Annotated in this window: 16 protein-coding genes and 3 tRNA genes; 10 read left to right on the top strand and 9 right to left on the bottom strand. The window is 40.7% G+C overall.

Annotated elements, in window-relative coordinates; genetic code table 11:
• The 9 genes from AAEY55_RS14920 to lolB form a co-directional block, all read right to left on the bottom strand.
• Positions 1-72, bottom strand: a tRNA-Gln gene (locus tag AAEY55_RS14920).
• 36 nt (positions 73-108) lie between these two features.
• Positions 109-193: transfer RNA gene (locus AAEY55_RS14925), tRNA-Leu, on the bottom strand.
• Positions 194-258: 65 nt separating this feature from the next.
• A tRNA-Met gene (locus AAEY55_RS14930) sits at positions 259-335 on the bottom strand.
• A gap of 319 nt (positions 336-654) precedes the next feature.
• Positions 655-1746: a redox-regulated ATPase YchF gene (gene ychF / locus AAEY55_RS14935; protein WP_011327737.1), complete on the bottom strand. Its 1092-nt coding sequence runs from the start codon at positions 1744-1746 to the stop codon at positions 655-657.
• Between the two features lie 52 nt (positions 1747-1798).
• Positions 1799-2383, bottom strand: coding sequence for an aminoacyl-tRNA hydrolase (gene pth / locus AAEY55_RS14940; RefSeq protein WP_011327738.1), 585 nt, complete (start codon positions 2381-2383; stop codon positions 1799-1801).
• An 18-nt stretch (positions 2384-2401) separates the two neighbouring features.
• A complete protein-coding gene (locus AAEY55_RS14945; RefSeq protein WP_011327739.1) occupies positions 2402-3016 on the bottom strand; it encodes a 50S ribosomal protein L25/general stress protein Ctc in 615 nt (204 codons plus the stop codon).
• 170 nt (positions 3017-3186) lie between these two features.
• Complete coding sequence (locus AAEY55_RS14950; protein WP_011327740.1) at positions 3187-4134, bottom strand: ribose-phosphate pyrophosphokinase; 948 nt, start codon at positions 4132-4134, stop codon at positions 3187-3189.
• Positions 4135-4221: 87 nt separating this feature from the next.
• Complete coding sequence (gene ispE, locus AAEY55_RS14955) at positions 4222-5076, bottom strand: 4-(cytidine 5'-diphospho)-2-C-methyl-D-erythritol kinase (RefSeq protein WP_089367976.1); 855 nt, start codon at positions 5074-5076, stop codon at positions 4222-4224.
• A gap of 2 nt (positions 5077-5078) precedes the next feature.
• Entirely contained in the window at positions 5079-5666 is a 588-nt protein-coding gene (lolB, locus tag AAEY55_RS14960) for a lipoprotein insertase outer membrane protein LolB (RefSeq protein ID WP_179808149.1), read from the bottom strand.
• A gap of 83 nt (positions 5667-5749) precedes the next feature.
• Between lolB and hemA the strand changes: the two genes are divergently transcribed.
• The 10 genes from hemA to AAEY55_RS15010 all read left to right on the top strand — a co-directional run bounded on the left by hemA (position 5750) and on the right by AAEY55_RS15010 (position 14538).
• Positions 5750-7006, top strand: coding sequence for a glutamyl-tRNA reductase (gene hemA / locus AAEY55_RS14965; protein ID WP_041454381.1), 1257 nt, complete (start codon positions 5750-5752; stop codon positions 7004-7006).
• 6 nt (positions 7007-7012) lie between these two features.
• Positions 7013-8098, top strand: coding sequence for a peptide chain release factor 1 (prfA, locus tag AAEY55_RS14970; RefSeq protein WP_011327744.1), 1086 nt, complete (start codon positions 7013-7015; stop codon positions 8096-8098).
• A 5-nt stretch (positions 8099-8103) separates the two neighbouring features.
• Positions 8104-8943 (top strand): peptide chain release factor N(5)-glutamine methyltransferase, encoded by an 840-nt coding sequence (prmC, locus tag AAEY55_RS14975; RefSeq protein WP_086997954.1) that lies wholly within the window; start codon positions 8104-8106, stop codon positions 8941-8943.
• Between the two features lie 83 nt (positions 8944-9026).
• Positions 9027-9401 carry a SirB2 family protein gene (locus AAEY55_RS14980; protein WP_011327746.1) on the top strand — a complete coding sequence of 125 codons (375 nt, stop codon included), beginning with the start codon at positions 9027-9029 and terminating at the stop codon, positions 9399-9401.
• Positions 9402-9549: 148 nt separating this feature from the next.
• Positions 9550-10380 carry a tetratricopeptide repeat protein gene (locus AAEY55_RS14985; RefSeq protein ID WP_011327747.1) on the top strand — a complete coding sequence of 277 codons (831 nt, stop codon included), beginning with the start codon at positions 9550-9552 and terminating at the stop codon, positions 10378-10380.
• A 14-nt stretch (positions 10381-10394) separates the two neighbouring features.
• Complete coding sequence (locus tag AAEY55_RS14990) at positions 10395-11648, top strand: DUF819 domain-containing protein (protein WP_011327748.1); 1254 nt, start codon at positions 10395-10397, stop codon at positions 11646-11648.
• A gap of 9 nt (positions 11649-11657) precedes the next feature.
• Positions 11658-12512, top strand: coding sequence for a 3-deoxy-8-phosphooctulonate synthase (gene kdsA / locus AAEY55_RS14995; RefSeq protein ID WP_011327749.1), 855 nt, complete (start codon positions 11658-11660; stop codon positions 12510-12512).
• A gap of 110 nt (positions 12513-12622) precedes the next feature.
• Positions 12623-13519: a transcriptional regulator GcvA gene (locus AAEY55_RS15000; protein WP_011327750.1), complete on the top strand. Its 897-nt coding sequence runs from the start codon at positions 12623-12625 to the stop codon at positions 13517-13519.
• A 1-nt stretch (position 13520) separates the two neighbouring features.
• The gene (locus tag AAEY55_RS15005; RefSeq protein ID WP_089367977.1) at positions 13521-14150 is read left to right on the top strand and encodes an alpha/beta family hydrolase; all 630 of its coding nucleotides are present in this window, start codon (positions 13521-13523) and stop codon (positions 14148-14150) included.
• Positions 14151-14169: 19 nt separating this feature from the next.
• On the top strand, positions 14170-14538 hold the full coding sequence (locus AAEY55_RS15010) for a DUF423 domain-containing protein (protein WP_041454382.1): 369 nt from the start codon (positions 14170-14172) through the stop codon (positions 14536-14538).
• Positions 14539-14540: the final 2 nt, after the last annotated feature.

A 14540-nucleotide genomic window follows, 5' to 3' on the forward strand; every position in this document is an offset into this window, starting at 1 on the left:
CTGGGATACCAGGATTTGAACCTGGGAATGCCAGGATCAAAACCTGGTGCCTTACCGCTTGGCGATATCCCAACAAAAACAATTGATAGTTTTAATTCTTATCAAGAATGGTGCGGAAGGAGAGACTTGAACTCTCACATCCTAAGATACTGGAACCTAAATCCAGCGCGTCTACCAATTCCGCCACTCCCGCATTACTTTGTGTAATTAAACACTAGGTAGTTATTTTAAACTCTTCATTGAGTAACAAAAAAATAATGGTGGCTAAGACGGGATTTGAACCTGTGACCCCATCATTATGAGTGATGTGCTCTAACCAGCTGAGCTACTTAGCCATATTTTTTCGTTAGCACTTCATCGCTGAGTGCGGGGCGTATTATGCTGATATGGCCCAAATTCGTCAACACCTTTTTTGCAAAAAAACACTTAACTTGGTTTGTTTGCAGGAAAAGTAAGCTAAGCGGCTAAAATTTAGCATAAATGCTGTTTTTTTAGCTGCATTAAAAACACTAAACTTAAACTTATTCGCAGTTCTTCAATTTTGCTAAACAAATACAGACGTTAAAAAACCACAGCAGGTATTAAAGAAATAAAAAAGGCTCGTAAAAACGAGCCTTTAAAATCATCACCACACTAAATTTGGGTAATGTATATTTATACGTTGAACAAGAAGTTCATTACATCGCCGTCTTTTACAATGTACTCTTTACCTTCTTGGCGCATTTTACCTGCTTCTTTTGCGCCGCTCTCACCCTTAAAGGCAATAAAGTCGTCAAAAGCAATCGTTTGTGCGCGAATAAAGCCACGCTCAAAGTCGGTATGAATTTTACCTGCTGCTTGTGGCGCAGTTGCACCTACAGGAATAGTCCATGCGCGTACTTCTTTTACGCCTGCTGTAAAGTAGGTTTGTAATTGCAGTAATTCATAGCCACCACGAATAACAAGGTTAAGGCCTGGCTCTTCTAAACCAAGATCAGCCATAAACTCAAGCTTGTCTTCTTCATCTAGCTCAGAAAGCTCAGATTCAATAGCAGCACATACAGGAACAACAATCGCATCTTCTGCTGCGGCAATAGCGCGTACAACATCAAGGTATGGGTTGTTTTCAAAACCATCTTCAGCAACGTTAGCAATATACATTGTTGGTTTGATAGTTAAAAAGTTAATAGAGCTGATAGCTGCTTTTTCTTCTTTAGTTAACTCTAAAGAACGCAATGTTAAGCCTTCATCAAGGTGTACTTTTACTTTTTCAAGTACTGCATTTTGCTCTTTTGCGTCTTTATCGCCACCTTTAGCTTTTTTAGCATTACGGAACGATGCTTTTTCAGCGCTGTCCATATCGGCAAGCACTAATTCAGTGTTTATAACGTCAATATCATCAGCAGGGTCAATAGTGCCAGCTACGTGAATAATATTATCATCATTAAAACAGCGAACTACGTGGCCAATGGCGTCAGTTTCACGAATATTAGCTAAAAACTGGTTACCAAGACCTTCACCTTTAGATGCGCCTTTTACTAAACCGGCAATATCTACAAACTCCATACTTGTTGTAAGAATGCGCTGTGGGTTTACAATTTTAGCAAGTGCGTCTAGGCGAGGATCAGGCACTGGTACCACACCTGTATTAGGCTCAATGGTACAAAAAGGAAAGTTAGCGGCTTCAATACCCGCTTTTGTTAATGCATTAAAAAGTGTCGATTTACCCACATTAGGCAAGCCAACAATGCCACATTTAAAACCCATAGTAAGATACCTTGTTTAGATTCGTTTAAACGGCGAACTTGTACCCAAGTTACTAGGGTTTAAACGAATGTAGTCTGTTTTGTGCTTTTAACACACCATCTTTTGCAAGTATTTCCATGCAGCGTACCGCTTCATCAATGGCAGCATCCATTTTTTCTTGGTCTGCTTTGGCCGCTTTTCCTAGCACCCAACCAGTTACCATTTCACGATGCCCCGGATGACCTACACCAATGCGCAAGCGCATAAAGTCTTTTTGATTTGCCATTTTTGCAATAATGTCTTTTAAGCCATTATGACCGCCGTGTCCGCCGCCTTTCTTTAATTTGGCAACGCCAGGTTCTAAGTCTAATTCATCGTGGGCAACTAAAATGCTTTCCACAGGAATTTTGAAAAAATTAGCTAAACTACCGACCGCTTTACCACTTAAGTTCATATAAGTAGTGGGGATCAATAATTTGAATTCTTGATCTTGAATAATCACTTTACCTGTAAGGCCGTGATATTTAGGATCGTGTTTTAGAGTGCAGTTATAGCGTGCAGCGAGTTGCTCAATGAACCAAGCACCTGCATTGTGGCGTGTGTTTGCGTATTCGGGGCCTGGATTAGCCAGGCCCACAAGCATTTGAATAGAATTCAAGGTGTTAAGCCTTAAATATTATTCTGCAGCGTCTTCAGCTTCATCTTCAGTTGGAGCTGATTTGTTAGCTTTAACAATTAGGATAGACTGATCGTGACCAGGACCTTTTGCTAAATCTATTGATGAAACGCCAGCTGGTAATGCAACATCAGAAATATGTAGAGAATCGCCTGCAACTAATTTTGAAACATCTACTGTTACGAAATCAGGGATTGCTTTAGGGAAACAAGAAATTTCGATTTCAGTTAACTGACGAACAACAGTTGTACCAAGTTTTTCTACAACGTCTTCACCAACAAAGTGGATTGGAACAATAGTATGTAGCTTTTGGTTTGCATCGATACGTTGGAAATCAAGGTGTGTAACTTTAGGCTTGAAAGGGTGACGTTGAATATCTTTTAGGATAGTTTCAACAGACTCGCCGCCAATGTTAAGTGTAAGAATTTGCGTGTAAAAACCTTCGCTTTCTTGAGCTTTAATCACATCTTTATGATCTAAAGTGATTGAAGTAGCTTCTTTGTTTGCGCCGTAAACGATAGCAGGCACTTTGTCTTCGCGACGTAGGCGGCGGCTCGCACCAGTACCAGTTTGCTCGCGAAGTTCTGCGTTATATACATAAGTTTTGTTTGACATAATAGTTTCCAATAATTAAAAGTATAGGGCCTTTGCGACCAAGGTCCCTAGCCAAAAGGCGCGCTATCATAACATCGCCCCCCAGCAAAATATATAACAGTTACGAAAAAAGCGCCAAAAGGCGCTTTTTAAAATTAAAGTTACTTAGCTTCGCTAAAGTAGATCTTTAATTAATGCTCAAACATTGCTGAGATAGACTCTTCGTTACTAATACGACGAATAGTTTCTGCAAGCATGTCGGCAAGTGTAAGTACTTTAACAATATTTAGTGCTTTAAGCTCTGCAGACAGTGGAATAGAGTCAGTTACAATAACTTCGTCAATCACTGAATTGCGCAAGTTTTCAGCCGCTTTTCCCGAAAGAATAGGGTGAGTAGCATATGCAAATACGCGCTTAGCACCGTGTTCTTTAAGTGCTTCAGCTGCTTTACATAATGTACCGCCGGTATCAATCATATCATCAACGATAATACAATCACGACCTTCAACATCACCAATAATATGCATCACTTGAGAAACGTTTGCCTGTGGGCGACGTTTATCAATAATAGCTAAATCGGTATCGTTTAGTAGTTTTGCAATAGCACGCGCACGTACAACGCCACCAATATCTGGAGATACAACAACAACGTCGTCAAAATGACGTGCTTTCATATCTTCAAGTAAAACAGGGCTACCAAATACGTTATCTACAGGTACATCAAAGAAGCCTTGGATTTGCTCAGCGTGTAAATCAACCGTAAGAACGCGGTCAACACCTACACTAGATAAGAAATCGGCAACGACTTTAGCGGTAATGGGTACACGGGCAGAACGTACACGACGATCTTGACGAGCATAACCAAAATAAGGAATAACGGCAGTAATACGACCGGCAGATGCACGACGTAGAGCATCAACCATAACGATAAGTTCCATAAGGTTATCGTTTGTAGGGGCACAGGTTGATTGTAAGATGAAAACATCCGATCCACGAACATTCTCATTAATTTGAACACTGATCTCACCGTCGCTAAAACGGCCAACAACAGCATCGCCTAATTCAATATATAAACGTTTTGCAACTTTTTGAGCTAACTCAGGTGTTGCGTTACCAGCGAAGAGCTTCATGTCAGGCACGGTAGGGTTCCTCAGGCACTGAATTTTTGGACTAACAGGCAATAATTAAACCACTGCGTGTTAACTTATGACTACTTGTACGTTACTTCAATCAAATATGGCGGCTAACTCCGTATGAGCGGGAGAAGTATTAACGCTTGATGCGATAAACCCCTGCCAAGTATGGGGGAGATTAGCAAGTACATCTTGTGCTTGAACTTGCGTAGCAAATTCTACAAAACAACATGAACCTGTTCCGGTCATCTTTGATGGAGCGTATTTTAGCAACCACTGCAGGGTTTTTTCAACCTCGGGACACAGCTTTTTCACTAAAGATTCGCAATCGTTAGTTAAAATATGCTGTTGCCAGTCTCCTGAAATTTTTGGCGTGTCGCGTTTTAGTTCAGGATGAGTAAATATTTTAGCAGTACTTACATGTTGATTAGGGAAGACCACACAATACCACTTTTGCTCAAGCATTACTTGTTCTAATTGCTCACCAATCCCATGCGCTATGGCGCTTTTACCATGTATGAATACGGGTACATCGGCACCTAGTTGTAAGCCTAAATGAGCTAATTCATCTAAACTGAGGGCTGTTTTCCACAACTTATTTAAGGCTAATAATGTGCTGGCAGCGTCTGATGATCCACCGCCAACACCGCCGCCCATTGGCAAACGTTTAATTAAATTTATTTTCACGCCTTGCTTTGTTTTGCACTGTGTTTGCAATAATAAAGCCGCTTTATAGATAAGGTTGTCGGTTGTGGCTATGCCATTTGTGTCGCCGGTAACAATAATTGCAGGTAAATCGCTTAACTCAAAACTAAGTTCGTCGCCATAATTTAAAAACGTAAACAGGGTTTCTAGTTCATGGTAACCGTCATCTCGGCGGCCATTAATATGTAAAAAAAGATTGAGCTTTGCCGGCGCAATAAGTGAAAATGAAGTGATATTATTCATGGTTAATTAAACTGCCAATCGTAGAGTTGAATTTTAATTTTAATTTTTTGATGGGTTAAGGTCAGTCTGTTGGGTAGCCAGTAGCCGCTTTTTTGCACAAAGCTAGCGTACTCAATTTGCCATTTTTTACCTGTACTATCAAACCATAATACGCTTTTAGCGCGGCCTAATTGATCAACCTTTAAAGTTTGGTCATCAATGGTGCCTTTTAACCAACTGTCGGCGTTATTTACCGGTAAAGCAAAACCGGTTAAACGTTTTAGTAATGCCGTTGCATTGGTGTCAAAATACTGCTCGCCATCATAGTTTAGTTCTGCCGTATTTGCAGTTTGTTTGAGTGACAATATACGTGTACCAATAAAAGTGGTGAGCACTAAATTATTGTTATTTTGGCTCTGTTGCCAGTTTAAGTTTGCAGATTGGCGCTCATCGGGGCTAATAAAAGCAAGTTTACCTTCTACTTGCCAAATACTTTGCTCAGCAAGATGTGTTTTCCAGTTTTCGTAAGTGGTTGTTTCTAAGTTTCTTTTTTGAGCGCAGCCGGCTAAAAACAAGAAAAACATAGCTAAAATAAAATATTGTCGAATCAAATGTTGCTCCTTACTTTCCATATTCCTGAGATTTTTGATAAAATTGCGGCCTTTAAAGTAGGGCTCATCAATATTTGGCAAATATGACCATAATCGCACTTGGTATTAATCACAAAACCGCTCCCGTAGAATTACGTGAAAAAGTGGCTTTTTCCCCTGAGCAAATTTCAGAGGCGCTACAGCAATTAAGTGGCCACGCCCATTTTAATGAGGCAGTGATTGTTTCCACCTGTAATCGAACTGAAGTGTATTGTAGCCTTGCACAGCAAAATTCCCAAACACTGTTGCAGTGGTTATCTAGTTTCCATGGTTTGGATGAACATGAACTGAGTAAAAACATTTACTGCCATGAAGGTAGTGATGCTATAAATCACTTAATGCGCGTAGCCTGTGGCCTAGATTCACTCGTACTGGGCGAGCCGCAAATTTTGGGGCAAATAAAGCAAGCGTATAACAGTGCTAAAACTCATAATGCTGTGGGCGTGACGTTTGATAGATTATTTCAAAAAACGTTTTCAGTTGCTAAGCAAGTACGTACTGAAACCAACATTGGTGCCAGTGCAGTGTCGGTTGCTTATGCGGCGGTTAATTTAGCTAAACATATTTATGGCAAGCTCGATAAAACCAATGTACTTCTCATTGGTGCCGGTGAAACAATTGAGCTAGTAGCCAAACATTTGTACCAAAATGAGCCGCAAAACATTACGGTTGCGAACAGAACCCTTGAGCGTGCACGTAGTTTAGCGGATCAAGTATCGGGTGATGTAATTGCACTTGCTCAGCTACCTGAGCGTTTACATAAAGCCGATATTGTTATTAGTTCTACCGCCAGCACACTGCCTATTATTGGTAAGGGTGTGGTGGAGCAAGCACTTAAACAGCGTCGTTATAAGCCTATGTTGTTTATTGATATTGCGGTTCCTCGCGATATTGAAAGCCAAGTGGGTGAACTTGACGATGCTTATTTATATTCTGTTGATGACTTACAAACCATTGTTAGCGAGAATATGAGTGCCCGAGAAGAAGCCGCTGAGCAGGCTGAAGTTATTATTACCGAGCGCACTAAAGAGTTTTTAATGTGGATACGCTCACTCGATTCGGTGGATTTAATTCGCCACTATCGAAACGATGTACAAACAATAAAGTCCGAACTTGTAGAGCGAGCAGTGAGTCAGCTCAATACAGGTAAAGATGCCGAAAAAGTTATTTTAGAGCTGGCCAATAAGTTAACCAACCGCTTAATGCACGCGCCTACCCGTGCTATTCAAGATGCAGCGAAAAAAGGTGAAGTGGCTCAGTTAAACCAATTGAAAAAAATGTTAGGTATTGATCAGGAATAGCAGTTAATGAAAGAATCCGTTTATCATAAGTTAGAAATCTTAGTTGAGCGTTATGAAGAAGTACAAGCGCTACTAAGCGACCCATCGGTCATTCGTGATCAAAACCGCTTTCGTGCACTTTCTAAAGAATACTCAGATTTAGAAGAGGTAGTAAAAACGTTTTTAAGCTACCAACAAGCGCAACAAGATGTAATAAGCGCAGAAGAAATGCTGAAAGATTCAGACCCAGATATACGTGAAATGGCGCAAGAAGAATACAAAGAAGCTAAAGCACAAATACTGACCATAGAAGATGAAATTCAAGTATTAATGCTGCCAAAAGATCCTAAAGACAATAATAACGTGTATTTAGAAGTGCGAGCGGGCACTGGTGGCGACGAAGCGGCTATATTTGCCGGCGACTTATTTAGAATGTACAGCCGTTATGCCGAAACTAAAAAATGGAAAGTAGATGTGGTGACCACCAACGAAGGTGAGCACGGCGGCTATAAAGAAATAATTGCTAATATTAGTGGTGAAGGCGTTTTTGGTCAGCTGAAATTTGAATCTGGCGTGCATCGTGTACAACGTGTACCAGAAACCGAATCGCAAGGTCGAGTTCATACCTCTGCGTGTACGGTTGCGGTAATGGCTGAAGTACCAGAAGCTGAGGCAATTGAAATTAATTCGGCCGATCTTAAAGTTGATACGTTTCGTGCATCAGGCGCGGGTGGTCAGCACGTAAATAAAACCGATTCTGCTATTCGTATTACCCATATACCTACCGGTGTGGTTGTAGAGTGTCAGGATCAGCGCTCGCAACATAAAAACCGTGCTAAAGCTATGTCGGTACTTGCAGCGCGTTTGCAACAAGCTGAAGACGAAAAGCGCGATGCAGCAGAAGCCTCTGAGCGTCGTAACTTAGTAGGCAGTGGCGATCGCTCTGAGCGTATTCGTACTTATAACTATCCACAAGGTCGTATTACCGATCACCGTATTAACTTAACCCTATATCGCTTAAACGAAGTGGTAGCCGGTGATTTAAGCTGTATTGTAGAGCCATTAATGCAAGAGCATCAGGCCGACTTACTAGCGGCCATGGGCGATGAGTAATAATAGTGACCCAAACCCTCGAACAAGCAATTGCTGCAGGCGCTAATTTATTAGCACCTAGCAGCGAAAGCGCTAAATTAGACGCGCAAGTTTTACTACTGCATATATTGCAAAAACCTCACAGTTATCTTTTTACTTGGCCAGAAAGCACGCTTAGTACAGAGCAACAGCAGCAATTTGATACATTTTGCCAAAGGCGTTTAAATGGCGAGCCAGTTGCACATATTACAGGGCAACGTGAATTTTGGAGTTTATCGCTAGAGGTTAATGCCACCACTTTAATACCGCGTCCAGATACCGAAACCTTAGTAGAGCAAGCGCTTGAAATGGCGGTGCCAAGTAATGCAAAGGTGCTCGATTTAGGCACAGGGACTGGCGCAATCGCGTTAGCACTGGGGAGCGAAATGCCCACTTGGCAAATTACCGCAGTAGATAGAGTAGCTGATGCTGTTGCACTTGCTACACGTAACCAGCAGCGATTAGCCATTAATAATGTGCAAGTAAAGCAAAGTAATTGGTTTAGCGCGCTTAATGGCGAAAAGTTTCATTTAATTGTATCTAATCCGCCGTATATAGAAACAACCGATATACACCTCAAGCAAGGTGATGTGCGCTTTGAACCGCTCTCAGCACTTGTTGCAGATGATGATGGACTGGCTGATATAAAACAAATAATTACCCAATCACGTGACTATCTTCACGCTAAAGGTTATCTTTTGATCGAACATGGTTTTGAGCAAAGTGGTGCGGTTAGCCAATTTTTTGCACAAATGGGGTTTATAAATATTAAAACAGTGAAAGACTTAGGCAATAACGATCGCGTTACACTTGCACAGTGCTCTTAAACTAAATTACAGCAGTGTAATATTTGCACTGCTTATTCGTTTTTAAAAATAAAAACATTTAACTAAACAGAAGTATTAAAACTATGGATTATTTAGCAGTTAAACATTCACACATGGCTATTGCGATGTTGAGTGTAATTTTATTTTATGTACGCTCATTTTCACGCATGGGTAGTGGTAAGTTGGCAAAAAATAAACTGGTGTTTATTGGCAGCCACGGCATAGACACTTTGTTACTTGTTTCAGCATTAATGCTAATGGGGATCGCTAAAATTAATCCGTTTGAGCAATATTGGTTACTAGAAAAGATAGTGCTAGTGGTTATTTATATTGCCGTTGGTATTGTTAGCTCAAAACAAACAAAAACAGCACCAAAAGTAGCATATACCATTTTTAACACTTTGGTTATTTTAGCTATCGGTTATTTAGCAACCGCTAAGTCGGCACTGCTTTTATAAGTAATAATTAGCCCAATTGAGCTTTGTATAATTGTGTACAAAGCTCAACTATTTCTAAACATAAGTTCACATTCAAGCCCCTCTACATTGGTATCTAGCTTAAAAAGTAGTAAACTACGCCTTCGTTTTCTAAAATGTTGTAGTATGAATGACCACCCTCGGGTTTGATGAACACGATGATTCTTATTTTGATGAAGCTTATGATGATTTTTTGCCACCGGCGATTTATCGTTGTATTCAAGCCGAATCTAAATGGGACCCTCAGATTGACTTAACGCCTAGCTATGAAATTTTAACTTCCTTTGAACAGGAAATAGATGCTTTGTGTCTGCAAACATCTGACGAGCATGTGCGTTTAGATAAGCTATTAGATCGCTTTTATAGTGAATGGCTGTTTAGTGCTTCTAGCTTAAAAGTGCCAGAGTACAAATTAAATTGCATAAGCTATACATTAACTATGCGCAGTGGTTCACCAACAACACTTGCTATTTTACTCAGCCATTTTTTACAACATGCCAAACTAGACGCTTGTGTAAGTATTACCCAAGGTGATATTGGTATACATGTAGCTATGAGTGATGAAGAAGGCTATACCATTGAGCCAAGCAGCGGCCAACAAAGCTGGTATATCATTCCTGAAAACGTTGATGAAGATAATGCCCAAGAGCAAGAGCCACTTGAGCTTATTTTTGACGACGAAGTATATAAATTATTTTTAGCCCAGCAAAAGTGGTCGTTTATTAGCGAAAATAAATTTGGTCATGCGTTAAACTGCGTCGAAATGCTGATGGATATAATTGGTGACGACCCTTATGAGCGACGCGACAGAGGGTATTTACTCAATCAATTAGGTTGCCCTAAAATGGCACGTGACGATTTACAGTTTTTTGTAGATGAATGCCCAGACGATCCTGCAATAGAGATTATTCAACACCAAATAGAAGAACTAGAAGACAATAATAATAAAACTCACCATTAAAAATAGGAATAACTATGGTTGAAGCCCAAACTGCATTAATTACTAACGATGCTGTGGTACTTGGTTTACTGGCTATTATTTTAGGGTTTGTGTTTAAAACCTCTAACAGCCAGCACCCAGGTTTTAAAGCATTTTATAAATATGTACCCGCTTTACTGTTATGTTACTTTTTGCCCTCATTACTTAATACCTTTGGTATTGTTGATGGTAATAAATCAAACGTATATTACGTAGCGTCACGCTACTTATTGCCAGCGTGTTTAATACTGCTGACTATAAGTATTGATTTAAAAGCCATTATAAACTTAGGCCCCAAAGCACTCATTATGTTTTTAACCGGTACTACTGGTATTGTTATTGGTGGCCCTTTAGCTATTTTAATTATGAGTGCAGTGTACCCAGAAGCAATTGGCGGACATGGCCCCGATGCCGTATGGCGCGGTATGACCACAGTAGCAGGTAGCTGGATTGGTGGCGGTGCTAATCAAGCATCAATGAAAGAAATGTTTGAAGTTGGCGGTGATATATTTTCGGCCATGGTGACGGTAGATGTCATTGTTGCTAACTTATGGATGGCCGTTTTATTATTAATGGCAGCTAATCATAAAGCCATTGATGCAAGAACAGGTGCCGATACCAGCGCCATTGAAGATCTTAAAAACCGGGTTGAAAAATATCATGCTGAGCATGCGCGCATGCCAACGCTTAACGATTATATGATGATTATTGCCATTGCCTTTGGTATTACCGGCTTGGCACATTTTTGTGCTGACTTTTTAGGCCCTTACTTTGGTGCTAATTTCCCATGGGCACAAGAGTACAGCTTAAACAGTAAGTTTTTTTGGTTAATCGTGATCTCAACCACTATTGGTATTAGTTTATCGTTTACTAAAGTACGCCATATAGAATCGTTTGGCGCGTCGAAAGTTGCTTCTACATTTTTGTATATTTTGGTTGCATCAATCGGCTTACACATGAATATAACGGCGATTTTTGAAACACCAATGTATTTTGTAATTGGCATTATATGGATGCTTACCCATGCGAGCTTAATGTTAATTGTAGCTAAACTAATTAAAGCACCGTTATTTTATATGGCGGTAGGCTCACAAGCCAACGTAGGCGGCGCGGCATCTGCACCCGTTGTTGCCGCTGCATTTCACCCGTCGCTTGCTCCTGTAGGTGTATTATTAGCGGTACTTGGCTATGGCGTAGGTACTTATATGGCTTATATTTGTGGATTAATGATGCAAGCAGTTGCACCATAAGGAATAAAAATGAACAACCAAATTATTAAAATTAATGACATAGAACTTGCAAACAACAAACCGTTTGTATTGTTTGGCGGTATTAATGTATTAGAGTCTCGTGATTTAGCCATGCGTGTTGCAGAGCATTACGTAGAAGTAACCACTAAATTAAATATCCCTTATGTATTTAAAGCGTCGTTTGATAAAGCTAATCGCTCATCAATCAACTCTTACCGCGGCCCGGGTTTAGACGAGGGTTTAAAAATATTTGAAGAAATTAAAAAAACATTTAATATTCCGTTAATTACCGACGTACACGAACCACATCAAGCAGCACCTGTTGCTGAAGTAGTTGACGTTATTCAGTTACCGGCATTTTTAGCCCGCCAAACAGATTTGGTTGTTGCTATGGCAAAAACCGGCGCAATTATAAATGTAAAAAAACCACAGTTTTTAGCCCCACACGAAATGCGCCATATTATTACTAAATTTAACGAAGCAGGTAATAACAACGTGGCACTGTGTGAGCGTGGTTCAAGCTTTGGATATAATAACTTAGTGGTTGATATGCTCGGCATGGATGACATGAAAGTAATGGCACCTGTTATTTTTGATGCTACCCATGCACTACAACGCCCAGGTGGCCGTGCAGATTCGGCTGATGGTCGTCGCGCCCAAGCAGCAGAGCTTGCCCGCAGTGGTATGGCACTTGGTATTGCGGGCTTATTTATAGAAGCACACCCAAATCCAAATGAAGCAAAATGCGATGGCCCATGTGCACTAGCATTGAGTAAATTAGAAGGCTACTTGACGCAAATGAAAGCTGTAGATGATTTAATTAAAAGCTTCGCACCGCTTGATACCAGTGCCAGCGATTTATAATTTATAACCTATATATTAGGTAATATTTAAAAAGCGACTAAGGTCGCTTTTTTTACACCTTAAATATATAATTCCATGCATAAGAAAAACTAATTCAAAGCGTGGTTATCATGTCAAGACGGGTCCCTCCATTAAACGCGCTTAAAGCCTTTGAAGCAGCAGCACGTCATTTAAGTTTTACCAAAGCTGCAGAAGAGCTATATGTAACGCAAGCCGCTGTAAGTCATCAAATAAAAACATTAGAAGAACATTTGGGCTTAAAGCTATTTATACGCAGAAACCGCTCGCTATTATTAACCGAAGAAGGGCAGGGTTACTTTCTCGATATAAAAGAAATATTTACCCAACTAATAGACGCCACCGAAAAATTACTAGCACGAGGTGCGAAAGGCTCTTTAACGGTAAGCTTAACGCCAAGCTTTGCGATTCAGTGGCTAGTGCCCAGATTAAGTTTATTTAATGAGTTACACCCAGAAATAGACGTGCGAATAAAAGCGCAAGATCTAGACGAAAACTCTTTAACCGACGATGTCGACGTTGCTATTTATTATGGCCGTGGGCATTGGAGTGGGGTGCAAACTTTTAAGTTACATACCGAGTATTTAGTGCCGCTATGTAGCCCGCTATTATTAAATGGCATTAAGCCACTTAATCAACCCAGTGATTTAGCGCACCATACCTTATTGCACGACACCACACGTAAAAATTGGAAAACATGGATGAAAACCGCCGGTGTACGTAATGTGCAAGTTAACCAAGGGCCCATTTTTAGTCACTCATCTATGGTGTTACAAGCCGCAGTACATGGCCAAGGTGTGGCTATAGGCAATAGTGTACTCGCTAAGCCCGATATTGACGCCGGACGATTAGTGATCCCGTTTAATCATAGTTTAGAGAGTAAAAACGCTTATTATTTAGTGCTGCGCGAGTCGCAAACTGAAATGGGTAAAATAGTGTCATTTAAAGAATGGATGCTGAGCTTAGTAGAGCAAGAACAAGAGTATTAATATGATTGAATGGTTTAAAAATACACAGCAGCCAGCTATAGCACAGTTTATTTTTGCCCATGGTGCAGGGGCAGGTAGCGACCATGAGTTTATGCAAAATATGGCACAACTCATTAGTGAGCAAGGGATTGATGTTGGTTTATTTGATTTTGAATATATGCAAATAGCGAAACAAACCAATAAACGCCGCCCACCCGATCGCGCGCCTAAATTGCTTAGCTACTATGAGCAAATACTTAGCCATGCACAGCCAGGGTTGCCGTTATTTATTGGTGGCAAATCTATGGGGGGACGAATGGCGTCAATGCTTGCCTGTACTAGCGAGCATGCTATTTTAGGTGTATTAGCGTTTGGCTATCCGTTTCATCCGCCAGGCAAGCCTGAAAAGCTACGCACCGATCACTTTGCTGATATAGGCTGCCCATTTTTGGTATTACAAGGTGAGCGCGATACGTTTGGTACTCGTGAGGAGCTAGCTACTATGTTAATGCCCAAGCAACCAGAATATTGCTGGCTACCCGATGGCGACCATTCACTAAAACCGCGTAAAAAAAGTGGCGTTAGTGAGGCGCAAAATCGAGCAACTGCAGTACAAAGTGCTGTGCGCTTTATAAAATGCATTGTTAAATAAGTATTCGAGAGAGTAATAAATGATTAAATTATTTTTAATGACCGGGAGCTTTTTTTGTATGCTGTCGGTAATGCTAGGGGCGTTTGCCGCCCACGGTTTAAAAAGCCGACTGTCGGAGTACTCATTAGGTGTGTTTAAAACCGCAGCTGAGTACCAAATGGTGCATGGATTAGCGCTTATAGCTGTGGCGGTGTTAATTAAGTGGGGTATTAACCTCAATTGGGCTGGCGGTTTTTTTATTGCGGGCACACTGCTTTTTAGTGGCAGTTTATACTTACTTGCCATAACAGGTATGAAGTGGCTAGGCCCAATAACCCCATTGGGTGGTTTATGCTTTATTATTGGTTGGATTGTTATTTTAGTGCAAGTTGCACGATTTAAGTTTTAAAG

Source organism: Pseudoalteromonas sp. 120-MNA-CIBAN-0494 (genome assembly GCF_040308885.1).
GTDB classification, from domain to species: Bacteria; Pseudomonadota; Gammaproteobacteria; order Enterobacterales; family Alteromonadaceae; genus Pseudoalteromonas; species Pseudoalteromonas nigrifaciens.